The 24,078-nt window shown below is 43.1% G+C and carries 18 protein-coding genes and 1 other RNA gene; 9 read left to right on the top strand and 10 right to left on the bottom strand.

Annotated features, from left to right (window positions below; translation table 11 throughout):
* Positions 1–245: 245 nt before the first annotated feature.
* Positions 246–1,085 (bottom strand): ACT domain-containing protein, encoded by an 840-nt coding sequence (locus ACOCD9_RS21515; RefSeq protein ID WP_419548396.1) that lies wholly within the window; start codon positions 1,083–1,085, stop codon positions 246–248.
* Positions 1,086–1,316: 231 nt separating this feature from the next.
* Between ACOCD9_RS21515 and ACOCD9_RS21510 the strand changes: the two genes are divergently transcribed.
* The 4 genes from ACOCD9_RS21510 (at position 1,317) to ACOCD9_RS21495 (ending at position 3,919) form a co-directional block, all read left to right on the top strand.
* Positions 1,317–1,481 (top strand): Asr1405/Asl0597 family protein, encoded by a 165-nt coding sequence (locus ACOCD9_RS21510; RefSeq protein WP_353847948.1) that lies wholly within the window; start codon positions 1,317–1,319, stop codon positions 1,479–1,481.
* Positions 1,482–1,603: 122 nt separating this feature from the next.
* A complete protein-coding gene (locus ACOCD9_RS21505) occupies positions 1,604–2,179 on the top strand; it encodes a (2Fe-2S) ferredoxin domain-containing protein (RefSeq protein WP_287701237.1) in 576 nt (191 codons plus the stop codon).
* 121 nt (positions 2,180–2,300) lie between these two features.
* A complete protein-coding gene (gene purU / locus ACOCD9_RS21500) occupies positions 2,301–3,155 on the top strand; it encodes a formyltetrahydrofolate deformylase (RefSeq protein ID WP_287701235.1) in 855 nt (284 codons plus the stop codon).
* Between the two features lie 113 nt (positions 3,156–3,268).
* The gene (locus ACOCD9_RS21495) at positions 3,269–3,919 is read left to right on the top strand and encodes a DUF3782 domain-containing protein (protein WP_419548394.1); all 651 of its coding nucleotides are present in this window, start codon (positions 3,269–3,271) and stop codon (positions 3,917–3,919) included.
* Positions 3,920–3,956: 37 nt separating this feature from the next.
* Here ACOCD9_RS21495 and ACOCD9_RS21490 read toward each other — a convergent pair whose 3' ends face one another.
* From ACOCD9_RS21490 to zds, 6 genes are all read right to left on the bottom strand, one after another.
* Entirely contained in the window at positions 3,957–5,228 is a 1,272-nt protein-coding gene (locus ACOCD9_RS21490) for an MFS transporter (protein ID WP_419548393.1), read from the bottom strand.
* A 9-nt stretch (positions 5,229–5,237) separates the two neighbouring features.
* Positions 5,238–5,334: signal recognition particle sRNA small type (gene ffs, locus ACOCD9_RS21485), an RNA gene on the bottom strand.
* A gap of 87 nt (positions 5,335–5,421) precedes the next feature.
* The gene (locus ACOCD9_RS21480) at positions 5,422–6,558 is read right to left on the bottom strand and encodes a DUF58 domain-containing protein (RefSeq protein ID WP_287701232.1); all 1,137 of its coding nucleotides are present in this window, start codon (positions 6,556–6,558) and stop codon (positions 5,422–5,424) included.
* Positions 6,559–6,916: 358 nt separating this feature from the next.
* The gene (locus ACOCD9_RS21475; protein ID WP_287701230.1) at positions 6,917–7,936 is read right to left on the bottom strand and encodes a long-chain acyl-[acyl-carrier-protein] reductase; all 1,020 of its coding nucleotides are present in this window, start codon (positions 7,934–7,936) and stop codon (positions 6,917–6,919) included.
* Positions 7,937–8,084: 148 nt separating this feature from the next.
* Complete coding sequence (locus ACOCD9_RS21470; RefSeq protein ID WP_287701228.1) at positions 8,085–8,780, bottom strand: aldehyde oxygenase (deformylating); 696 nt, start codon at positions 8,778–8,780, stop codon at positions 8,085–8,087.
* A gap of 229 nt (positions 8,781–9,009) precedes the next feature.
* Positions 9,010–10,470, bottom strand: coding sequence for a 9,9'-di-cis-zeta-carotene desaturase (gene zds / locus ACOCD9_RS21465; RefSeq protein WP_287701226.1), 1,461 nt, complete (start codon positions 10,468–10,470; stop codon positions 9,010–9,012).
* Positions 10,471–10,607: 137 nt separating this feature from the next.
* Between zds and ACOCD9_RS21460 the strand changes: the two genes are divergently transcribed.
* The gene (locus ACOCD9_RS21460) at positions 10,608–13,046 is read left to right on the top strand and encodes a glycosyltransferase family 39 protein (protein WP_419548391.1); all 2,439 of its coding nucleotides are present in this window, start codon (positions 10,608–10,610) and stop codon (positions 13,044–13,046) included.
* A gap of 734 nt (positions 13,047–13,780) precedes the next feature.
* On the opposite strand, the gene leuC is transcribed toward ACOCD9_RS21460, so the two are convergent.
* The 3 genes from leuC to ACOCD9_RS21445 form a co-directional block, all read right to left on the bottom strand.
* Positions 13,781–15,181, bottom strand: a complete 1,401-nt coding sequence (gene leuC, locus ACOCD9_RS21455; protein WP_419548390.1) for a 3-isopropylmalate dehydratase large subunit — start codon at positions 15,179–15,181, stop codon at positions 13,781–13,783.
* A gap of 276 nt (positions 15,182–15,457) precedes the next feature.
* A complete protein-coding gene (locus ACOCD9_RS21450) occupies positions 15,458–16,456 on the bottom strand; it encodes an MraY family glycosyltransferase (protein ID WP_287701224.1) in 999 nt (332 codons plus the stop codon).
* A 157-nt stretch (positions 16,457–16,613) separates the two neighbouring features.
* On the bottom strand, positions 16,614–18,911 hold the full coding sequence (locus tag ACOCD9_RS21445; protein ID WP_287701222.1) for a RelA/SpoT family protein: 2,298 nt from the start codon (positions 18,909–18,911) through the stop codon (positions 16,614–16,616).
* A 223-nt stretch (positions 18,912–19,134) separates the two neighbouring features.
* Here ACOCD9_RS21445 and patD point away from each other — a divergent pair, with 223 nt between their 5' ends.
* The 4 genes from patD to ACOCD9_RS21425 all read left to right on the top strand — a co-directional run bounded on the left by patD (position 19,135) and on the right by ACOCD9_RS21425 (position 23,867).
* Positions 19,135–19,491, top strand: coding sequence for a heterocyst frequency control protein PatD (patD, locus tag ACOCD9_RS21440; RefSeq protein WP_287701220.1), 357 nt, complete (start codon positions 19,135–19,137; stop codon positions 19,489–19,491).
* A gap of 214 nt (positions 19,492–19,705) precedes the next feature.
* Entirely contained in the window at positions 19,706–21,331 is a 1,626-nt protein-coding gene (locus ACOCD9_RS21435) for a dipeptide ABC transporter ATP-binding protein (protein WP_419548389.1), read from the top strand.
* A 161-nt stretch (positions 21,332–21,492) separates the two neighbouring features.
* A complete protein-coding gene (locus ACOCD9_RS21430) occupies positions 21,493–21,738 on the top strand; it encodes a hypothetical protein (protein WP_193961030.1) in 246 nt (81 codons plus the stop codon).
* Complete coding sequence (locus ACOCD9_RS21425; RefSeq protein WP_287702629.1) at positions 21,732–23,867, top strand: glycosyltransferase; 2,136 nt, start codon at positions 21,732–21,734, stop codon at positions 23,865–23,867. The genes ACOCD9_RS21430 and ACOCD9_RS21425 overlap by 7 nt, the downstream gene beginning before the upstream one ends.
* The last annotated feature ends 211 nt before the right edge of the window (positions 23,868–24,078 follow it).

The raw sequence follows: 24,078 nt of genomic DNA, 5'->3' as shown, positions 1-24,078 counted from the left end.
AAAATTCCCCAAGCTCCCTCTCTGTCCAGCAATGCTCTAAAGTTGATAAATATCAATCTAACAAAAACTCAAAGCCCTATTGTACAAGCTTTACAAGCATAAGTTGTTGATAGTTTTGCATGACAGGTTCGGTAGAGCCATCCTGTTTTTTCAGTGAACAGTAAACAGTAATGAGTGAATTGAAAACTCACATCTGCTAACTGATAACTGCTAACTGCTAACTGCTAACTAATAACTGATAACTGTTATGAGCGGCTAATTTCTTCGAGAATAGCCATCGCTTCTGTCACCCTATCTCTAGGGATAAATAAATGATCGTGATAATAACCAGAAATGACATTGACGCTAATTGCTGCTTCGGCTAGTTTCTCGCTAATCACCGCTAAAAATCCCACCGCCGCTAAACTAGAATGCACAGAAAGAGTAATTTGTCTATAAATATATTTGTACTGTAAATTCTTGCGATCGGCTTGCTGACGGGGAATAATCACCGTTATGCCTTCCTCTTCCTGAAATTGGCAGATAGGGGTTAATTGTAGCTGTTCTAGTCCTGTGGCTGTTAGGGAAGAGAAAACGAATTCTTCGGTATTTAGGACTGGTTTCAGGGATTGGAGCAGAATATCGAGATTAGTTTCGCCTTCCTTTGGTTTTTCTGGCGATTTTTTCGCCGCATCCATACAATGATTGGCAGCAGCGTCAGCCAAACTATTTTTAGCTCGTTCAATCCAGCGCCAGCTAATGCGATCGAATCGGGCAACTAATTGACAAGCACGCTGATAAAAGGGACGTAAACTATCGCTTTTTACCTTCCAGTCTCCCTTAACTTGATTGATGACTAATTGACTATCTCCGCGAATTTCTAGGCTTTTTAAGCCTAATTCTTGGGCTTTTTCCAATCCAATAATCAATCCCGTGTATTCAGCCTCGTTATTAGTGGCTCTCTCCATATATCTAGTCGTTGTCAAGGAATTACCCTCGGCTAAAACTATTACCGCTGCACCGGCTGCGCTCCCCGGATTGCCGCGAGAACCACCATCAAAATAGAGAACTGCTGAATTATCGGTTTTTTGAGCTTTTTTATCCATAATTTTCGTTAATAAATTCTTGTTATCTCCATTTTTATCCCTTTGACAATTCTAGGCGGTAGGGATTCCTGTCGGCAAAGCGGACAAGGCAGCAATAGCAAGATTTTAGCCGCTCGCCGCTACCGGGTAACTTTTTTTTCTTCGGGTTATTGACAATTATTTGCAGTTGTCGGTTATACTGAGAACAGCAGCCTAGAGTTATATTGCTAATAGTTCTCAATTAAAAGCCCCATGGGTATAGACAAATGGCCATCGGAAGGTGGGAAAATCTTCCCTCTTAGTGCTTGGGAGTGCTGGCAGCTCTACCACCGGCTCCAGACCCTAGACATTGAATGTAAATGCTCGCTCCATCAGCTTTTGCCAGTTCGCATCAATGGACGGAATCAACTTTTATAGCTGTGGATTGTCCTGCGACAGGTGGAGGCCTCCCGAGGCTGTTTAATCCCTTGGCTGGAAACCTGTTGGCGGGTATAATCCTTGAGAAAAATTAGCAATCTGAGAGTAAAAAGTGAGAAAGTATGTCAAAATCTGTAACTACCATGGTTCCCTTTCAAGTGGTCGGTCAATTCCTCGGTTTTGTCCTCAAGGACGGATATAAGGTAAAATACCTGAGAATCAGTGTTGATAAACGAGAATATTGGTTTAAGCCCGAAAAAACACTGCGAGACCACATACCTCTCAATATTGCTCTCCACTCATGGCTAAAAGTGACGGGAGAAAGTAGTCTTTATTCAAAAAAGGGAAAATTAAAACTGAGGGTACTAGGGATCGAGCATTTATCTGGCGAAAAAACCCCAGAAGTCACCCCGGCAAAAGCACAAAAAGCCACCGTCTTAATCTGTCAGAAGTCCGATTGTTGGAAAAATGGCGGTGCGAGAGTCTGCCAAAGGTTAGAGAGTGGTTTAGAGGAAAAAGGACTGGGAGAAGCGGTGAATATTAAATTAACTGGCTGTTTAAAACAGTGCAAAAAAGGCCCGAATCTGGTGGTTATGCCCGATAAAAAGCATTATAATCAGGTAGATCCCCAAGATGTCCCCTCCCTGATCGAGCGGCATTTTGCCACTTCTGAGCAAGGGAATAGCCTATCAGTTTAACCGGAAATTTAATCGGCGATCTCTGTTGACAAACGATCTTTTTTGTGTATCAAAGGGACGAAGTGCCTAAAATTGTAATAAATTAGGGGTAGAAAAAGTCAATTCTTGCCTCCGATAATTTATGACTGCTGCCACTGCAACCTTGTTAATTTCTTGTCCCGACCAGATTGGTCTGGTGGCGAAAATCGCTAATTTTATCTACGCTAATGGCGGCAATATTATCCACGCTGACCAACACACGGATTTTTCGGCGGGATTGTTTCTGATGCGGATAGAATGGCAATTAGAAGGGTTTAATTTGTCCCGTGGGATGATCGAACCAGCTTTCGCCGCTATTGCCAAACCTTTGCAGGCTAGTTGGTCTTTGCATTTTTCCGATACTGTTCCGCGTCTAGCTATTTGGGTGACAAAACAGGATCATTGTCTCCTCGATTTATTATGGCGACAACAGGCGGGAGAAATTAGGGCAGAAATTCCTTTAATTATTAGCAATCATCGACAATTACAATCAGTTGCCAATCAATTTGGTATTGAGTTTTATCATCTTCCCATTACCGCCGAAACCAAGATTGAACAGGAAGCCAGACAATTAGAGTTACTGCGGGAATACCGGATAGATTTAGTGATTTTAGCGAAATATATGCAGGTTCTAACCCCAGATTTTGTTAACTTTTTCCCCAATATTATCAATATTCATCATTCTTTTTTACCGGCTTTTGCGGGAGCTAATCCCTATCAACGGGCTTACGATCGAGGGGTAAAAATTATTGGAGCTACCGCCCATTATATCACTGCCGATCTCGATCAGGGGCCGATTATCGAGCAGGATGTGGTCAGAGTTAGCCATCGCGATACCGTAGGAGATTTAATTCGTCAAGGTAAGGATTTAGAAAGGGTGGTGTTAGCGCGAGCGGTACGTTTACACTTGCAAAATCGCGTTTTGGTTTACGCTAATCGCACGGTAGTATTCGCTTAAAATGGGATAAGATGTACTGGACAAAAAAGAGAGCATTGAAGCTTAAAAATTAGGAATTATCGGCGCAATTGACTAAAATAGTAATAGACCAGATCAGAAGGAAAAAATTATCTATGACAACCACATCCGAAGACGTATGGCGACTCTTAGCCGAATTAACTGCCGCTCAAAAAGAAACTGACAAACAACTCAAGGAAACTGACCGACAACTTAAGGAAGTCAGTCAACAACAGAAGGAGACTGAACTACTATTGAAGGAAGTTAGTCAACAACAGAAGGAAAACGCCCAACAACAGAAAGAAACTGACAAACAACTCAAAGAACTGGGCAAACAAATTGGGGGACTCGGTGCCAAATTCGGCAGCTTTACCGAAGGACTTGCCCTTCCCTCAATGGAAACGATTCTCAGACAACGCTTTGGTATGGAAGTTATCAGTCCCAGTGTGCGAGTCAGTAAAGAAGGACAACACCTAGAAATTGATGTTCTTGCCTATACCAATGGTGAGCTAAATACTGCTTATATCGTTGAGGTTAAAAGTCATGCCAGAGAGGATTTTATTACACAATTAAAAAGTATTTTGCAACGGTTTCGCCGCTTTTTTCCTGAACACAAAGATAAAAAACTCTATGGCATATTAGCGGTGGTGGATTTATCCCCAGAATTACGCGAAAAAATTCTGCAAGAAGGGCTTTATGTGGCTCGGATTCATGACCAAGTATTTGAATTAGATATTCCCGATAATTTTCAACCTCAAACCTATTAAATAACCCTGCCTTTAGGAAAAACTTTTTCAGTAAACCTTATTGTACTTGTCCGCGCAGAGCATAACGATCTTTTTCTAAACCGAAAGCGAAGAGAAAAGAATGGCGTATAGTGGGGTTAGAGAGAGTAAAAAAGAGAAAGAGAGCGATAACAGCTAATAATGAGGATAAAGTAAACATAGTTTCGTAGGAAATTGCTAAAACCCCCAGAATTGGACCGGCTAAGGCTGTTCCCACATCAAAACCGCCGACACAGATAGAATAGGCCCGGCCGCGTTCTTGGGGCCCAGAGCGATCGGAGATTAAAGCCAGTAACATAGGGAATAAAATCCCCCCTCCCGTACCTTCGAGGATAGCGGCTAAAATTAAAGCGGAGGAAGATCGGGCAGAAGATAGAACCAACATGGATAAACCATAGCAAAAAACGCTAATAGTGACGAATAAACCCCGTCCATAGCGATCACTGGCTCCTCCCGACAAAATACGTCCGATTACCCCCGATACTGCCGCATAACTGTAGAATACACCAGCACTGAAAGGTATCTGATTTTCGAGGAGAAACAGGGGTAAAAAAGCGACTAAACCGCCGAATAAAGTACCAACCAGCAGAAAAACTAAGGTAGGGACTAAAAAAGCCCGCTCTTGACATAATGCCCAGAAACTGCGCTCAATTGTCGGATTTTCTGCCTTCATTTCCGCTAATTTTTTCTTGAAGTCCGGTTCTTGAATGGAGAAACCCAGGAGAAAGGCGATCGCTCCTGAGGTGGCGGAAACTAGAAATAAACCGTTATAACCGATCGATTCGTAGAGATAACTGCCTAAAGCCGGACCGATTCCCATGCCTATGGGTGCAGTTAAGCTCATATAACCAATTATCTCCCCCCGTTGACGAACGGGGGAAAAATCCACCACTAGGGTACTGTAACCGGTGGTAAAAGCGGCGATACTGAGACCATGGTAGGCGCGGACGGCGAATAAAGAGGAAAGATCGCGAAAAAATAGATAACCGAGGGGTGCGGTAGCGGCGACAATAGTTCCAAATAAAACCACTAATTTGCGACTGCGGCGATCAACTAGATTGCCTAACCAACTGCGCGATAAAATTAAACCGATAGCAAAGGCCCCCATGACAAAACCGATATCTTGTTTGCTACCGCCTAGGGAGTCAATATAGGTGGGGAGAGTGGGGAGGAGAGTGGTAATACTTGTCCAGAAAAACAGCGCCGTGACGAAGAGGAAGAGTAGTTGACGACGAGTCTCGGCAGTAAGCGATCGAAAAGTTTTGAAAGCGTTCACAACAGCGACCGTCACAGGCAACAAAAAGACCCGGAGATCACGCCAGTCACAAGCATCCCGTATTGCTGCTACCTTCCGGTCCTGACAAGGTTAAGGCGTTGCGATCGCATGAGTCCGAGTCTTTTCTATCATAACATCTTTTTCGGGGATACCGGTATTTTTTTTCTGGAGAATTTCCTCTCAATCTAGACTGTGAACGGAAATTTCCTCAACGAGGGGGTTTTTGCAATTGTTGTTGTAGAGAAGTTTCCGGTTTGATCGCCAATCCGCTAAACTGTCGCATTAAGAGTGAAGGACTCTCGCTGGAATCGGCAGCGAGGAAAAATAACCAACGGCTGCCGGGGGTGAGTTGTTCGATGGAATTGAAGTTACTTGTCAACCAAATTACAGGTAAATTAGGCAGATTAGAATTTTTTTGACTAGCTTTTGCGTCTATAGCCGCTAAAGTTTCTAAAATGACCCTTTCCCCCTGAATTAAACCCGTTTCACCGGTCCAGAGTTTCACATTTAATTGCCGACGATGGACATAAAAATAGAGGGAAGCGGCGGCAATAATCGCCCGTTCAAAACTGTCTTCTTGCCAATCACAGAGGGTATCGAGACAGATAATCACTTCCTGTCCTCCCGTCAACACTTCTAATTCCCGAATTTGCAATTCTCCCAAACGGGCGCTAGTTTTCCAGTGAATTAAACGGGTAGAATCACCCTGGCGATATTGTCTCAGGTTACGCGTAAGTCCTTGACTAGCCCTTTGATAATAGCGATTATTTTCTAATGTTTGTTCCATCTCTTGACCGAGGGAATCGATCAGGGGACATTGTTGCAAGGGTAAAACTTGGGGATAAACTAAAGCTTTAGCCGCTGCTTGCTGACAACGACGACACCAAAATAAACCGAGAGGGGCCGCTGTTCTTAATTGTACTTCTTGCCAGTGATAAATACCCCGTTTACTGGTGGGTAAATAATAGGTCCAACGATGGCTACTTTTGGGGGCAATCGCTTCTATTGGGGTTATTTTTGGCTGATTGAGGACAATTGGCAGCATATCTGTCACTTCTAACAGATTTATCGGCTGATTGCTCGTATTTTCTATCTCTAGGCTAATACTAAGATCGTCTCCTGCACTTACGGGTACAATGGCAAGACGACGCACTTTCAGGGGAAGAAGGGAACGACGGGGTAGAATTATCGATAAAATTAAAACAGCGATCGTCGTGCCAGAGATAGCATACAACCATCCCGCCATGGTATTGGTCGCCGCTCCGAAAAAACAGAGGGTAATGCCAATGATTACCCCACCACCGTAAGCGGGTAAAATACCGCGATCTTCTAACCAAGTTTTCATAGGGTTTAATGGTTTTGTCGTCTTTGCTAGAAAGCTAAAAATCAGTCCCACACTTCTATAATTCCCCCAAAAGCCCTCTGATCAGCTAAGGGAGTCCTATCCCTTGCCACTATTGTTATTTTTCTTAACAAAACTTAACAATTGAAGGCAAAATTTTGCTTGCTTTTGTGGGCAGATTTTGGGATAATATTTTTAAAAGAGTTTATTCATAATCGGAATTTAACAGTCGAGGATAAACACAAACATCCCATTATAAAACAAGCATAACCCAAGCCGCCGCTAAAGTCAAGCACTTACTCTAATTATTTTTCGCCTGAAACTTCTAATTCCGTGGTCGGTGGGGGGTTGGGGATATTAGTTAAAATAACAAAGGTTGAAAACCGTGTTTGCGGGAAGCTGCACCGATTTGTTCCATTTTAGGGACGGTAATTTGATTGCGTCCCCAAGAAAAATTAGTTTGCCAACCCTCCAACTCCAATAAAATCGCCTCAGCAAAACAGGCAAACATTTGACGAGAGGGAATATCCATATTAACGATTTTCATAATTTTCCAGTCAATATCGAGGGAATGCTCGACAATGCCGCCCTTAATCACCGAAATATCGGGGGCATTTAACACCGTGCCTAAATTTTTCGGATAACCACCATCAATAATAATACAGGGGCGTTTGAGTTTATCTGGATCAATTTCCACCCCTTTAGGCATACTAGCCACCCAAACAATGATATCAGCCAGGGGTAAAGCCTCCTCTAGGGGAAGAATTTTACCGCGTCCTAACTCCTCTTGCAGAGATTGTAAACGCTCTTGATTGCGTGCCACACATATTAGTTCTTTTGTATTGGTTTTTTCATTTAACCAACGACAAACAGCGCTGCCGATATCTCCGGTGGCCCCACAAACCACGACGGTAGATTGAGCTAAATCGATGCCCATTTTTTCAGCGAGGGTTTCCACCTGAGTGCAGATGACGTAAGCGGTGTGGGTGTTACCGGTGGTAAAACGGCCAAAATCTAGCTCGATATTCCGCACCTGTCGATTATCTTTGAGATTAAATTCCTCGAAAATAATTGAAGAAAAACCGCCGAGTGCGGTGATGTTGATACCACTTTTTTGAGCGAGTGCCATGGCATTTAGCACCTTACGAATAGCAGACTTCACCCAACGATTCGACAACATCTCCGGTAAAAAACAGGATTCGATATATTTCCCTCTGATGGTTTGCCCCGTGATGCTGGTGACGTGAAAATCATCGACAATTTGTGGGGGGGCCGCACACCAAAAATCTAATCCCTGGTTAGCATATTCAGGATAACCTAGATCGTCGGCGACCGATTGGGCGTGTTCTAAACTGGTAAGATGACCTATAAGACCAAACATTGATTGTTCTTTCGTTAGACTAGATGGCACTAGATAAAAATTAGGATATTGCTAAGAAATCGTTAAGACTCTTAAATATAATACACAAAAGAGCCGCTCTGTGTTGAGCGGCAGCAGGGCGAAAAAAAGAAATCTCGACGCTCAAGCTTTAGACAGCAGTTAATCCGTAGGCAGACATTCGCATAATATCACGGGTGCTGAAACCGATATTGCTTAAAGCTTCCCCGTAGCTAATCATGAAGTCTTCCACGAGGGCCTCTTTTTCCATACCGAGGACGCGAGCATCATTCTCGACTTGATTGAGCATTCTCCAGACAATGGGAAGATTAGCGCGATTTGCCGCTTCTAATTCCTCTTTAGCGGTTTCAAAGTTCGCTTTTAGCCATTCTTCGCCAAAATTGAGATGTAAATATTCGTCTTTAACTACGCCTTCAGTAATTTTACGCGCAAAGGGATCAGCAACAGGAATATAAATATTATAGGCAGCGATCGCAAAAGCTTCGATAATCAAAGATTGGATTAATAAACAGGTGACAACTTTACCTTCTGCGTAGGCAATTTGGAAGTTATCGTGCAGAGAGGCAAAGAATTCTCTGGCATAATCCATATCAGGAGTGATTTTCAAATTTTGGCCGCAAGCTTGAAAACCTTTCATGTGACGGTTTTCCATTTTTGCCAGACGGTGTAACTCTTCTTTGTTATCGGCGAGGATGTCTGCTAATTGAATATAATTGCTATTGGCCTCGTATTCGCCTTCAATAACGATGGCATTAATGCGACTATAGGCTGATTTATAGGTTTCGCTGGTGAAATCAAGCTCTGATGATACAGCAAGCTCTGGCATAAACTCGATTGACTCCTATTTCTGACGAGATTTTTCCGACGTTCTTTCCAGTCTAGGGTAAGCTTTCTAGATGGAGTTATCTTTTTACGAGTCTAGCTCGATCGGTCTTTTTTGTATAGCTTGGCTTGAGAGGCTGACTTGCCAAGTTAGCTATAGCGGTTATCTTTTGCCACTGAAAACAAGTTTAGAGGCAATCCCTTCTTAACAGACGAGATTGCCGGCTGTTTGCTCAAACCGTGGCTAAAGATTTCCGGCGCTCGGCCTGTTGTAAGATGGCCCTGGCTGCCTGTTTACCCGATAAAGTGGCCCCTTCCATGCTATCAATGTAATCCTGTTGGGTATAACTACCAGCCAGGAAAAAGTTAGGGATAGGAGTCGCTTGCGAGGGACGATAGACATCCATCCCCGGTGCTTCCCGATAGAGACTCTGGGCCAATTTCACCACACTAAACCAAGTCATCTTTAACTCCCGGGAGGAGGGAAATAACTGATGGACTTGCGCTAAAACGTGCTGGGCGATATCTTCATTTTTAGCTTTAATAAAAGGATCCCCGGGGGTTAAAACCAACTGTAATAAAGAGCCTTCTCCGGGGCGATAATAATCCCTAGGACTGGTGAGAGCAAGATCTGCAAAACAGGAAAAATCCGCTTGGTGGGTGTACAAAAGATTGTCAATTCCCACCGCTTTTTGCAGTTGTCGCCGTTTTTCGGCATCATTTAACTCCGTCACCCAACCGTCAAAACGCAATTGTACCGTGGCGACGGGGACGGCTTCTAGTCGGAAAATATTGTCAAAAATCGGCATTTTCCGCCAATCTTGGGGAATAAGACGCTGAACACCGGGGACATCACCAGCGCAAACGTAGGCATCTGCGGTGATAGTTTCTGTGGTTTCTCCGTTAGCGACGATCAGGCCATTAACTTGCAGATTTTCGCCCTCTCCAGAATAGAGAATTTCCCGCACCTGACGACGGGTAGAGATTTTGGCGCCCCGTGCCTCCAGATAGTTAATAATCGGTTTATGCAGGTATTCGTGGGGGGAACCTTCTAACATCCGCAGGACGGAAGCTTCGGTTTTAGCGGCGAAAAATTGGAAAATCGTCAGCATACAACGGGCCGAGATATTTTCCGTATCGATAAATCCTAAGGCATAGGCGATCGGATTCCACATTTTTTTTAAACTGCCGTCATTACCGCCATGGCTACGAAACCAATCGGCAAAACTAATCGAGTCCAGATCCCGAATCGTTTTCATCGCTCCTTGGAAGTCTATCAGACCGCGGACGATGGGACTGGTACCTAAGGCCAGAGAATTAAAGATTTTATCGGCTGCCGAGAGTTGGGAGGAGGTGAAAAAGGCTTTTAAACCGTTAAAAGGCGCACCTGCGGCGAAACGGAAGTCTAATTCGCCGATTTTTCCCCCTTCGTTGATAAAAGTGTGGGTGTGTTCTTTGAGTAGTAGGGATTGAAAAGCGCCCACTTTTTTCATTAACTCAAAAAGATTATAGTAACAACCAAAAAAGACGTGCAAGCCCATCTCGATGTGATTACCGTCCGCATCTACCCAACTACCGACTTTTCCACCGACAAAGGGACGAGATTCTAAGATTTCTACTGTACAGCCCGCATCGACCAGATCGATAGCTGTTGCCATTCCCGCTAATCCCGCACCAACGATCACCACTCGCATTTGTCAAGTTCCTGTTACAATTTTTCACTAAATCTTTATTTTACCCCGATCGGTCTGGTGTTTCTTGCTGGCGATTTTTTCAGGGGCGCTTGAGAGCGTGGCAGAATAATTGAGAGTTGCACTAGGGAGAAGTCATTTTGAAGCGATCGCTAGAGGGGAGACAGGGATTAATTATTGTCAGTATTATTTGGATATTGGGGATATTAGTCGATAGATTCTGGTTTAGTCTCGATCATACTATTCCTGCTTGGGATCAGGCCGATTATCTCAACGGTGGGATTATCTATACCCAAGCTTTCCAAAATCCGCGCTGGTTTGATGGGGATTGGTGGCGCGGTTTATGGCTAATGTCCCCGAAAATTCCCCCTTTAACCTATCTTTTAACGATTCCCTTCTTTAATCTCTTTGGTATTAGCGTTGATGCGGGTATGTGGGTAATGGCCATCTATAGCGCCCTACTGCTCTTTTCTGTGTATGGATTGGGAATTATCCTCTTTAATGGGACTGTAGCACTCTGGGCGGTCTTAATCTGTCAATTTCTACCCGGTTTATACTATTATCGCCTCGAATATCTCTTAGATTTTCCCTTAGCGGCAATTGTAACGTTTTCTTACTTTTGCTTGACATGGTGGCGATTTAGTGGTCAAGGCTGGCTAAAAGCGATCGCTTTCGGGATTTCTTTCGGTTTAGGGATGTTAGTCAAACAAACCGCCCTATTTTTCCTCTTTTTACCGATTTTGTGGGTATTGGGCGAAAATCTCCGGCGAAAACGTTGGGGCAATCTAGCGCAATTAATGCTGAGTTTTTTGACGGCAGCATGGTTAATGTTTCCCTGGTATCGGACGAATTGGTTATTAATGTTAACTGCGGGCAAACGTGCCACGGTAGATTCGGCGATTTTGGAGGGAGATCCGCCTCTTACCAGTCCAGATGCCTGGACATTTTACGCCCAAGTTTTACCCTATTTTCTTTCTTGGGTATTGTTATTAGTTCCTGTGGTGGGATTATTAATCTCCTTACGTCATAGAAAAACCGAAGATAAGGTTAATCGTCCTGTGTGGATTTGGTTAGGAGTTTTTCTGCTGGGGGGATACCTATTATCATCCCTCAATATCAATAAAGATGCTCGTTATATTTTGCCGCTTTTACCGACTTTATCCTTAATTTTATCCGTTGGTTTATTATCTTGGCGCGGTCGTTTTGCCCCCGCTATCCGTTGGGGAACGATAACTATTGCCGCTATCCTCACCAGCTTAAATTTATTCCCCTTGGGGGGAGATATAATTACTAACGTTTTCAGTCCCAAATTACAACACCATCCCTATTTAAAAACTGGCTGGCAAAACGAAGAAGTAGTTAAAGAGATTCTAGCCGATTCTCCCTATCTTCGCAGCACCCTAGGGGTTTTACCTTCCACCCCCGAATTAAATCAACATACCTTCTCTTTCTACGGTGGTAAACATAATTCCCAGGTTGCCGGCAGACAGGTGGGAGTTCGGGAAGAAGATATCGAAAAGGATGTCAATTCTTTAGATTGGTTTTTAACTAAAACTGGTGAACAGGGTTCCGTCCCCGATGTCCAGAAAAAAATTGTTAATCGAGTCGCCACTGGGCCAGATTTCCAAGTGGAGAAAACTTGGCAGCTACCAGATGATAGTACCCTATCCCTACACCGTAAAATAGACCCCTCCGTCACGGTTAACCCCCTTGAAAATGCGCCAAAACGGGTGGAATTAAGAGAGATTGCCATTACCGAAAAAGCTTCTCCTAATCAACCAATTTCTGTGGTTTATAAATGGGCAGGAGACTGGCAACAATTAAAGTCAGGGATAGTGATTTTAACCTGGCAAGAAGTGGACGGTAAGGATTATTGGATGCACGATCACGGTATAGCTATGGGGGGATTAATGGCAGAAAAATTAACTCCAGAAGAGCAACAAAAGGGTTTTGAAGTCACTGAAAAAACCGCCATGCAGTCGGCAGCAACCCCCGGAGTTTATCGCTTATCTGCTGTCTATCTCAATCGGGAAACCGGGGAAACCTATCCGATTAAAACTAATGCTCAAATTACCATCGATCCTCAAGTTCCCAAGTTAGCAACGCCCCAATTAGATTTAGTCACCCAATTGCGCTTAAAGTCTGCTAATATTGGTCAAGGATTAACGGGTATTGAGCCAATTTTTGAGTTAACTAATCGTATCAATCAATACGATTCTATTCAGGATTATGTGCTGCAAGCAGACAAGGCTTTTTCCTATCGTTTACAGCAACAAAATCCCCCCGATAAATTATCTTTAGCCTACGGATTAGCAATTTCTAAGGTACTACAACAGGATGTGGCAGGGGCAATAAAAGCCACGGAGGAAATGATTAAAATTGACCCCCATAATCCCTATCATTATGCTTATCAAGGTTTTATTTATCTCTACGATTGGCAACCGCAAGCGGCCCAAAAAGTCTTAGATCAAGCTAGACAATTAAATCCCGATAGTGAGGAAATTAAGACTTTAAATGCAGTGGCTGCCCTGATGGGGGGAAATCTCGTTAAAGCTTGGCAATTATGGCAGTCAAATTAAAATAGAGTGGGAAGTGGGGTGTGGGGTGTGGGCTTCGGCCGTGAGCTCAGCCGAACGGGTGTGGGAGGTGGGGGAGTGGGGAAGTCGGGAAGTGGGAAGAATAAATAAAAATAATCTCCTGACTACTGACTACTGACTACTGACTACTGACTCCTGACTCCTGACTACTGACTACTGACTACTGACTCCTGACTACTGACTCCTGACTACTGACTCCTGACTTCTGACTCCTGACTCCTGACTTCTAACCCAATGTTGGACAAAGATAAGTAAAAATTATTGATTTACTGCAAAAACTTGAGAATATTTAAATTAACATTCCGCAATATTTATAAATTCTTAAGAATTAATTGAGAAAGATTTTTATTTAACAACGACGTTATGCTGGTAACAGCGATTTGATAGAATTTCATAGTGGGTTGTTCTGTGCTTTTTTGGGCAGCAATGGTTGAAACCGTTGCCACACCTAGAAGGTGATCCTAATTAAGACGGGTAAATCAGTCAATTTCACCCACAACGATGATCTTTTTTTTGTGTAGTTTTATTGCAAAAAAAAAGTTTTTTTGACAAAAAGCAGAAAGTATGATACGAACCAACGTATTTCTGGTTGCGAGTAATTATTGTAGAGAAGGGAGAAGGGAGACGGGAGAGATAGGGAGAATAAATAAAAGCAATCTCCTATCTCCTGAATACTGACTCCTGCCCCCCTGCCTCCTATCTCACCCTTGAGATAACTACTGTAACAACTCCCTGGGATCGGTGACTTCCCCTTTAATTGCTGCCGCTACCACCATCGCCGGACTCATCAACAAAGTGCGACCGGAAGCGGAACCTTGACGACCTTTAAAATTACGATTGGAGGAGGAGGCGCTGATCTGATCTCCCTGCAATTTATCGGGATTCATGGCTAAACACATAGAACAGCCCGCCTCGCGCCATTCAAAGCCCGATGCTAGGAAAATTTGGTCTAATCCTTCCGCTTCCGCCTGTTTTTTGACTCTTTCGGAACCGGGGACGATAAAAGCTTTCACATGGGGGGCCACACGATGACCTTGGGCAAATTTGGCCGCTTCGCGCAGATCACTGATCCGGCCGTTAGTACAGCTACCGACGAAGCAGACATCGATTTTTGTGCCTTTAATCGGGGTGCCGGGGGTGAGTTTCATGTATTGATAGGCTTCCTCTGCGATCGCTCTTTCACTTGCCGGTAAACTATCGGGAGTGGGAATGACTTCGTTAACCCCGATTCCTTGGCCAGGAGTAATCCCCCAAGTAACGGTGGGTTCGATTTCACCGGCATCAAAGACCACCACATCGTCATAAACCGCATCGGCATCGCTTTTAATGCTTTCCCACCAATTAACCGCACTTTCCCAGTCTTTGGGTGCAAAATCACGACCTTTGAGGTAATCGTAGGTGATTTGATCGGGGTTGATATAACCACATCGGGCCCCACCTTCGATCGCCATGTTACAAATCGTCATCCTTTCTTCCATGGACATCCGTTCAATTGTACTACCAGCGTACTCGTAGGCATAACCAACACCGCCTTTAACGCCTAATTGACGGATAATATGGAGAATTACATCTTTAGCATAGACTCCGGGGTTTAAATCGCCGTTTACCTCGACTCGACGCACTTTTAATTTCGATAGGGATAGGGTTTGGGTAGCAAGAACATCGCGCACTTGGGAAGTGCCGATGCCAAAAGCGATCGCCCCAAAAGCGCCGTGGGTGGAGGTGTGGGAGTCACCACAGGCGATCGTCATCCCGGGTTGGGTTAGTCCCTGTTCGGGAGCGATCACATGAACTATGCCCTGATTGCCGGAACCTATGCCGTAGAAAGGAATATGATTGGTTTGAACATTAGTTTCGATCGCTCGGATCATTTCCTCGGCCAAATCGTCAAGGAAAGGACGCGCCTGATTTTCGGTGGGGACGATGTGATCGACGGTGGCAATAGTCCGTCCCGGAAATAATACTTTTAAACCCCTTTCTCTCAGCATCGAAAAAGCTTGGGGACTGGTGACTTCATGGACTAGATGCAGTCCGATAAATAATTGTGTCTGTCCACTGGGAAGAATCTTAACCGTGTGTGCGTCCCAGACTTTATCGAATAATGTTCTTGCGCTCATTGACTTTGGAATGATAGTCATCTCCCTAATCATATCAGCTAACTCCAGCCGATAAATATTAATTTTTTCTTTTCTCTTGGTTAGTAGGTATAATAGGTAAATAGCTCTGTTTTTGCCAGATTAAGACCATCAGTTTTTGATTGAAATCAACGACTTTCGCTAATAACTATTTGAGTAATTCCTTCTGCTCCTTACCCTCCGTTTCCTATAATCTTTCAAGAGGATTTAGTATAAAATTATCTTGATTTTACCCCAGAAGCCATAGCAATAAAAAATTTATTCTTTTCTTGTCACCGCTAAATTATGCTTGCCAACTCTCCTGTTCAGATAAATTTCTCCGAGAACAATTAATCCTAGAATCAGAGGTAAACTCAGCCATGCGCCTAGGTTTCCTAAGTAGTTAATACTAATAGCAATCAGGAGAGTTACCCCCATATAAATAATTGCTACTTGTGGATGAGACAAGCCAGATTTTTGTAATCTTTGATAAAGGTGACTGCGGTGAGCTTGGAAGATATTTTCCTTTCTTAATAATCGACAAATCAGGGTATAAATAGCATCACCAATCAGAGGTAAAGTGATAGTTAAAGCTGACCAAGCTTGACTTTGATTGCCCTGGGAATTAAGTAAAACCATAGCGACAATTGCCCCCAGACTGGTGCTACCCACATCACCCATAAAAATTTTCGCTGGCGACCAATTCCAGAAGAGAAAACCGCCTAAGGCCGCCACTAAAAGCCATAAAATTGGTTGCTGAAAATAGAGAGCGAGAAACCCTAATTGTACCGCCGTACAGCCAGCCACCAAGCCATCGAGACCATCCATAAAATTATAAAAATTAATCATTGCGGTCAGGCCGATAATTGTGACAATAATAGCCAAAATTTTGCCGCCAAAACCCAAATCTGATAGCCACGATTGGGGAAAAGCACCGAAAAAAGTGACCGCAACACTAGCGGAGGATAACTGGACTAAATAGCGAATACTAGAGGGAATACCGCGACGATCATCGAGAAGGCCGATAATAATTAAAGGAGTCAGGGATAACCACAGGGGAATAAGAGGTAGGGAAGGAGAAAGGAGAAAATAACTGAGGCCGCTGGTCAGAGCAAAAGCGACGACAAAACCGAGTCCACCCCCCCTAGGTGTGGGTTGACTATGGCTGCTACGCTCATTGGGAATATCTAACAATTGTTGGCTAAAACGTTGTTTAATCAGGGCAACCACCAGAAAACTAATCAGAAAACTGATGACTGAGAGTAGGGGTAATAACATAGGGATTTTTGCGCTCAGATTAATTATCGATCCTACGCTGTTCGGTGACAAAAAGTGCCGATATTGCCATCGTGGTTTTAGTCAGTGTCAGCATCCCACTTCCAAAGCTAAGGCACTCTGGGGTTTGGGGAATATGATCAGCAATTTTAGGTTTAATCTACTCTCGATCGCTTTTCACCTGACTGATGCGACGAACGTTTAAAATATCGCTCATTAGCTTAATTTGAGTAACACAGCGTTCAAATTGTTGCAGGTCTTTTACTTCAATTTTCAGGGAAATTAAAGCGGGTTTACCGAAATTAGTCTTAACTCCGGCATTGCGAACGTTAATATTTTGGTCACTTAAACGAGAGAGAATATCTTTTAAAACCCCGACGCGATCGATCACTTCAATCTGAATATTTACCGGATAAGTTGGATAACGTCCCTGGTCATCTATAGGATTCCAACTAACAGGAATTAAGCGTTCAGCTTCGGCTTTTTCCACATTCGAGCAGCCCTGACGGTGAATAACAATACCTTCCCCGGCGTGGGCGACTATACCGGTAATATTTTCTCCTGGTAAAGGACAACAACAACCGGCTAAACGATAGACTAATCCCTCCACACCGGCGATCGGTGATTTACTAACGGGTAAAGCCCTTTGAACGGGAGAAGGTGGTAGAATCAATTGGGAATCAGTCAGGACATCGGGCGGATTTTTAGCTGTTAAAATTTCCTGTTGATTTTTAACTGCTTCTTGCAGACGATTAACCACATTTTTTAGGGTAACTTCGCCGTAACCTAAGGCCGCCAATAAATCATCTACTGCCACATAATTGCACTGTTTAGCCACCGATTGCATTCGTTCTGATTTCAGCAGGGCATCGAAGCCAGTTTTACCTAATTCTTTCTCTAATAAATCACGACCTCGGCTAATATTTTCTTCTCGGCGCGATTTTTTGTACCATTGCCGGATGCGATTTCTGGCGCTAGGAGTAACGACAAAATTTAACCAATCTAAACTAGGATGACTATGCTTGCTGGTGAGAATTTCCACCAGATCACCATTTTGCAAGGGAGCATCAAGAACTGACCATTTACCATTAATTCTTGCCCCTTTCATCTGATTACCTACTTCGCTATGAATATGATAGGCAAAATCTACCGGTGTCGCACCTTGGGCGAGGGCTACCACATCACCTTTGGGGGTGAAAACATAGATATCTTCTTCAAAGAAATTATTTTTGAGGCCATCCATGTATTCTTGGCCATCTTTAAGGTCTTTTTGCCAGTCGAGCAGATTACGCAGCCAAGCGAATTTTTCATCCGCAGCGGTTAAAGTTGTTTGACTAGAACCGGTTTCTTTATACTTCCAATGGGCTGCAATCCCGTATTCAGCAACGTGGTGCATTTCTAGGGTGCGAATCTGCACTTCTAGGGGGCGGGCATTTAAACCAACAACGGTGGTATGGAGGGATTGATAACGGTTAGCTTTTGGTAAACCGATATAGTCTTTAAAACGGTTGGGAATCGGGGTAAATTGGTCGTGAACTACGGCTAAACAACGATAACATTCCTCTTTAGTTTCGACGATAATGCGGACGGCGGCGATATCATAAATCTGCTCGAATTCTTTGCCCTGATTGTGCATTTTATGATAGATGCCGTAGAGATGTTTGGGGCGACCCTGTAAATCAAGAACTTTTATGCCAATTTCTTGCAATTTTTCCCGCAATGTGTTAGTGACGGTTTCGATGCGGGCCTCTCGATCGATGCGTTTTTCCGATACCAATAACTGTACGGTGCGATAAGCATCGGGTTCGAGGTATTTAAAGCATAAATCTTCTAATTCCCATTTAAATCGCCCAATCCCTAAACGGTTAGCCAGAGGAGCAAAGATTTCTCTAGTTTCGAGGGCGATGCGTTGCTGCTGTTGCGGGTTAAGGTGTTCGAGGGTTTGCATATTGTGCAGGCGATCGGCTAATTTGACCACGATGACGCGGATATCTTGAGCCATCGCCAGGAACATTCGGCGAAAATTCTCCGCCTGCCGTTCAGTTTTGCTAGAAAAGTTGAATTTGGAGAGTTTTGTCACCGCTTCCACCAAATTACGCACCTCGACACCGAATCTATCCTCGATTTCCTCGGGGGTGACTTCCGTATCTTCCACCACATCGTGAAGGAATCCCGCCGCGATCATTGCCCCATCACCCCCCAGATCTCGCAGTAATCCCGCCACGGCTATGGGATGGGCGATATAGGGTTCCCCGGATTTGCGATACTGCCCCTCGTGGAGTTTGTGAGCGAAATTAAAGGCCCGACAGATTAAACCGCTATCGGGATTCTGGGGGTCGTTTTCGTAGGTAATCAGGCATTCTTTCAGCCAATCGGGTAAAACTAACGCTTTTTTCGGTTCCGTGTCCCGGGGAAGGACGGTGAGGGTTTCTGGTTGGGTGGCAGTGATGGCGTTCATGGTTAGATCGGGGGGATAATAGGGGGGGGGTGGAGACGGATAACTAGAAAATTATTAGGCCGAAGGGATGCCAGATTACTTAACTCTCTAACACTGGAATCGGATCGATCGGCGAAAAGGGCGGGATTCTTTTAAGTTTTTGTCTCTGGTCGGGAGGAGGACTTGCAACCGTGACGGCAAATCGTTAATCTTATGTAACAAATTCTAACGCGCTTTGTATTGGATGCTACCGACAAATTACCATCAAGCCTACAAATCTTTGTTAAGAAAACTGGAGGATTTCAGTCTTGCCCTTCTGGATGGGGATGCTTCCACGGGGTTACAATCTTTTCAAGCTTTACAAACCTGTCTAGAAGGGGAGATATTGTCACTAAATGATGACAATTTTAGCCCAGAGGTGGCTAATCGTTGGCGCACGGTCCAGACGGAACTATATCGATCGTGGCGATTGCTGGAGACGGACTGGTTATTTTTGGCCTCAGCGCGGCAAGGACGGGAGAAGCGTTTACGGATAATTAGCGAGCGAGTGGCGACTTTAAAGGGGTATTGTCGGGTTTTGTTAGGGGAAGTTGTCGATTAGTAATTAAATGCTCGATCGCCGTTTGTGTGGCATACTTGACCCTAAGTAGGTAGGCGTTAAAAATTATCAGATGCCCCCCTTATTAAGGGGGATCCCCCCGCCTATCGGCACCCCCCTTATCAAGGGGGGCAGGGGGGATCAGAGGCAAAATCTATCTTCGATTTAATTATAACTACTTACTTAAGTCCTAACTTTTATCGTTACCGATCGCGTCATGTTGGAAATTAAAGACCTAAAAATTGCCTACCCGACCGAATTAAGTTCTCCCTCTTGGGCGATCGATGGGGTATCTTTTAGTATAGGCAAAGGGGAAACTCTGGGATTAGTGGGTGAATCTGGTTGTGGAAAATCGACCATCGGTAAGGCTATTTTAAGGTTATTACCTAATCGCACTCACGTGGAAGGTGAGATTACCTTTGAAGGGCGATCGCTTTTATCTTTATCTAGCAAACAGTTAGAAAAGTTTCGCGGGGAAGCGGTGGGATTAGTCTTTCAAGATCCGATGACGCGACTGGATCCGCTGATGACTATTGGCGATCATTGTGTGGAAACTTTGCAAGCTCATCGGGGAAATTTAACCTATCGTCAAGCTAAAAGTCAAGCTTGTACTGTCCTAGAAAAAGTGAAAATTCCCGCTAATCGTTGGTCCCAATATCCTCACGAATTTAGCGGGGGAATGCGGCAAAGAGTGGCCATTGCTTTAGCTTTATTATTAAACCCTAAGTTAATTATTGCCGATGAACCCACCACCAGTTTAGATGTGACGGTTTCGGCGGAAATTCTACGGGAATTAAAGCGTTTATGTAGCGAGGAACAGATGGGATTATTGTTAATTTCCCATGATTTAGCGATGGTGGGAGAATATTGCGATCAATTAGCGGTGATGAAGGGGGGCAAAATTGTCGAATCGGGAGCGGTAAAAACAGTTTTTAATACACCTCAACAACCCTACACTCGTTCTCTTTTGTCCGCCGCTTTACACCTACAGTTACGGGAGGAAAAATTAACAGCAATTCTAGGCAAAGAAACGGTGTTAAAGGTGAATAATTTAAAACAGTATTATACCCTAGAAGGTAACTTTTTAGATAGTTTTTTCAAGAAAGAAAAGAAATTTATTAAAGCGGTGGATGAAGTGAATTTTGAACTGTATCGAGGGGAAATATTCGGTTTAGTTGGGGAGTCGGGGTGTGGGAAAAGTACCCTATCGCGAACCCTATTACAGTTAATTAAACCCACCGGGGGAAAAGTGGAATTTTTAGGAGAAGATTTAACCCCGTTGTCGGGGGAAAAAATGCGTCCCAAACGGCGCTTAATGCAGATGATTTTTCAGGATCCCCTCGCTTGTCTCAATCCTCTAATGACGGTGGGAGAAAGTATCGCTGATCCACTTTTGATCCATCAAAAAATTAGTCTAGAAACGGCAAAAAAACAGGTTTTGGAAATGTTAGATCGAGTCGGATTAACACCAACAGAGGAATTTTATCGACGCTATCCTAGGGAGTTATCGGGGGGACAACAGCAAAGGGTAGCCATTGCTCGCGCTTTAATTACTCGTCCGGAATTAGTTATTTGTGATGAACCAGTTAGTATGCTCGATGCTAGTGTTCAGACACAGGTTTTAGAGTTAATGTTAGAGTTACAAAAATTATTTAATCTCACTTATTTATTTATAACTCATGATCTTTGGTTGGCGAGATTCCTCTGCGATCGAATTGCGGTGATGACTGCGGGTAAAATAGTTGAAATGGGTGACACTGAACAGATTTTTAGCCATCCCCAACACCCCTACACGCAAAAATTAATCGCCGCAGCTCCGAGAATTTATCCCGACAGCAACTAAAATTGCTCTAGGGGTTTATAATTGTTATTATCTAAGTAGGTGGGTGTTAAAGATTGTCAGTTCCCCCCCCTTATCAAGGGGGGATTAAGGGGGGATCGAGGGCGAAATCTATCTTCTATTTAATTAGAACCACTTACTTAAATATATTTAGGAAAGAAAAAATGGCCAGACAACTTCAGATAACTCTCCCTGAAGATACTATGCAACTTCTCGATCGATGGTTGACAAGTAGTGATTATCCTGAAAAAGAATATAATAATTTAATTAATGAAGCGATTAAATTATATATTATGGAACAACAGAGAAACTACCTCAAGCAACAATTAAAGGAAGGAGCTATTATTAGAGCAGAAAGAGATTTAAATTTAGCACAAGATTGGTTTTCCCTAGAGGAGTATTTATGGTAATAATGATTATTTTTAAAGTTAAAAAACTGCTCAAAAAATTTGTCTTTAGTCTCCAAGAGGAAGGATGGAAACCAGCACTAAAAAAGACGAAACGAAAAATTATTAAAATTCTTACAGGAAAGAGTTCTTCTGAATTTGAAGAACAGGTGATCGAAAGTGCTAAATTAGCTGAACCGCGGCCCCTAGAAATTGCCAGCAGTGACAATCCTTTAGTCTCAATTATTATTCCTGCTTATAACCAATTTGCCTACACCTTTAACTGTTTGGAATCCTTAAGTGTTAACTTAAGTTCTGATTTAGCTTATGAAATAATCATTGTTAATGATGCTTCCAGCGATGAAACTTTAGAACAATTAGCTACTTTAATTAAAGGAATTAAAGTATTAACTAATGCAGAGAACTCTGGTTTTATTCGTTCCTGTAATTATGGAGCTAGTCAAGCAAAAGGTCAATACCTATATTTTCTCAATAACGACACTCGTATTCTGGAAAATTGTCTAGAAAGTTTATTAAAATTAATTGTCAATAATCCCCAAGTTGGTGCGGTGGGTTCTAAGTTAATTTATGCTAATAGTAAACAACAAGAAGCGGGGGGAATTATCTGGAATTCTGCCGATGGTTGGAATTATGGACGCTTAGATAGTCCCGATGAACCAGAATATAATTATGTGCGTCCCGTGGACTATTGTTCGGGGGCCAGTTTATTAGTTCCCACGGATTTATTTAAGCAATTAGGTGGTTTTTCTCAAGACTTTATCCCCGCATATTACGAAGATACAGACTTATGTTTTGCCCTCCGAGAATTGGGTTATCAAGTCCTCTATCAACCCCAATCTAACGTCATTCACTACGAAGGAATCACCTCGGGAACAGACCTTTCCAGTGGGATCAAAAAATATCAAGTTATTAATCAAACTAAGTTTCGAGAAAAATGGTCAAAGGTATTAACTAAACACCTAGATAACGATGCTAATAATGTCCCCAAAGCTGCCCGACGTTTACAAGGAAAACCGACAATTTTAGTCATTGATTCCTACGTTCCACTATACGATCGAGAATCCGGCTGTGTGCGTTTATTAAATATTCTTAAGCTACTGCTTAATTTAGGCTATTCAGTGATTTTCTTTCCCGATAATGGCTATCCCGAACAACCCTATACTTCCGTCCTGCAACAGCTAGGAATTGAAGTTATTTATGGCACACCGCAAAGATATAATCTAGAAGAAAAATTAATCAAATATTTACCCCTGATAGATGGAGTTTGGTTGTGTCGGCCTGAATTGTGCGATAAGTATATGGATTTAATTCGCTTAAAAACAAAAGCACCAATTATTTATGATACAATTGACCTGCATTTTCTGCGTTTAAAACGACAAAAAGACTATCTCGATCCCAGTTATCAAAATACTAGCTGGAGTTGGGAAACCTATCAGAAATTAGAGTTAAACTATGCTAACCAAGCGGAAGCAACCGTGGTAGTAACGGAAGACGAAAAGCAGGTTTTATCCTCTTTGGGAGTGAAAAATGTTTGGGTAATCCCCAATATTCATGAAGAAATTTCTCTGTCAGAAAAAGTTGCCTTTGACCAGCGATCGGGTTTAGTATTTATTGGTAGCTACAATCACCCTCCTAATATTGATGCAGTCAAGTGGTTATGTTTAGAAATTATGCCCTTAGTTTGGGCATCCCGTCCCGATATTACCGTTAATTTATTGGGAAGTAACCTCAAGGATGAAGTGAAAGAATTAGCCAATGATCAAGTGATTGTTACCGGTTATGTTCCCGAAGTAGAACCCTATTTCCAAAAGAGTCGCATTTTTGTCGCTCCCCTGCGATTTGGTGCGGGAATGAAGGGTAAAATAGGTCAAAGTCTTTCCCTCGGATTACCGACTATTACCACAAAAATTGGTGCCGAAGGTATGGGATTAATTGACCACCAAGATGTTCTAATTGCCGATACTGCTGAGGAATTTGCCCAAGCAGTGATCGAACTCTATGATAATAGGGAATGGTGGCAAAAACTCGCTGATAATTCCCTAGAAACTATTAAGAGATACCAACCCGCTACCGTGCAAACTAATCTACAAGCTTTGTTATCGAATCTAGGAATTGTTGCTAAGGATAGTTAACAAGAAAAAAGCTCATTTCTCCCACAGGTCTATTCTATGTCACCAAAATCAACTCTAGAATCAGCAATTTTGCAGAGTTAAAAACCTATTGAGAAAGTCGGAGTTCTCTAGAAGTAGTTCCCGACTATAACCCCCTCACTTCTCTCGAAAAATTTGGCAAGAAAAACTCAAAAACTTGGCAATTAATACCCGTTTATTTCTGATTAACGAC

This window comes from Microcystis sp., from assembly GCF_048564745.1.
Classification (GTDB): Bacteria; Cyanobacteriota; Cyanobacteriia; order Cyanobacteriales; family Microcystaceae; genus Microcystis; species Microcystis ichthyoblabe_A.
This window is presented reverse-complemented; position numbering and strand designations above follow the sequence as displayed.

Bases quoted from the DNA above. Each gene is read 5' to 3' on its own strand.
- ACOCD9_RS21515 (WP_419548396.1), bottom strand. From the start codon at position 1,085: ATGGATAAAAAAGCTCAAAAAACCGATAATTCAGCAGTTCTCTATTTT.
- ACOCD9_RS21510 (WP_353847948.1), top strand. From the start codon at position 1,317: ATGGGTATAGACAAATGGCCATCGGAAGGTGGGAAAATCTTCCCTCTT.
- ACOCD9_RS21505 (WP_287701237.1), top strand. From the start codon at position 1,604: ATGTCAAAATCTGTAACTACCATGGTTCCCTTTCAAGTGGTCGGTCAA.
- purU (WP_287701235.1), top strand. From the start codon at position 2,301: ATGACTGCTGCCACTGCAACCTTGTTAATTTCTTGTCCCGACCAGATT.
- ACOCD9_RS21495 (WP_419548394.1), top strand. From the start codon at position 3,269: ATGACAACCACATCCGAAGACGTATGGCGACTCTTAGCCGAATTAACT.
- ACOCD9_RS21480 (WP_287701232.1), bottom strand. From the start codon at position 6,558: ATGAAAACTTGGTTAGAAGATCGCGGTATTTTACCCGCTTACGGTGGT.
- ACOCD9_RS21475 (WP_287701230.1), bottom strand. From the start codon at position 7,936: ATGTTTGGTCTTATAGGTCATCTTACCAGTTTAGAACACGCCCAATCG.
- ACOCD9_RS21470 (WP_287701228.1), bottom strand. From the start codon at position 8,780: ATGCCAGAGCTTGCTGTATCATCAGAGCTTGATTTCACCAGCGAAACC.
- zds (WP_287701226.1), bottom strand. From the start codon at position 10,470: ATGCGAGTGGTGATCGTTGGTGCGGGATTAGCGGGAATGGCAACAGCT.
- leuC (WP_419548390.1), bottom strand. From the start codon at position 15,181: ATGAGCGCAAGAACATTATTCGATAAAGTCTGGGACGCACACACGGTT.
- ACOCD9_RS21450 (WP_287701224.1), bottom strand. From the start codon at position 16,456: ATGTTATTACCCCTACTCTCAGTCATCAGTTTTCTGATTAGTTTTCTG.
- ACOCD9_RS21445 (WP_287701222.1), bottom strand. From the start codon at position 18,911: ATGAACGCCATCACTGCCACCCAACCAGAAACCCTCACCGTCCTTCCC.
- patD (WP_287701220.1), top strand. From the start codon at position 19,135: ATGCTACCGACAAATTACCATCAAGCCTACAAATCTTTGTTAAGAAAA.
- ACOCD9_RS21435 (WP_419548389.1), top strand. From the start codon at position 19,706: ATGTTGGAAATTAAAGACCTAAAAATTGCCTACCCGACCGAATTAAGT.
- ACOCD9_RS21430 (WP_193961030.1), top strand. From the start codon at position 21,493: ATGGCCAGACAACTTCAGATAACTCTCCCTGAAGATACTATGCAACTT.
- ACOCD9_RS21425 (WP_287702629.1), top strand. From the start codon at position 21,732: ATGGTAATAATGATTATTTTTAAAGTTAAAAAACTGCTCAAAAAATTT.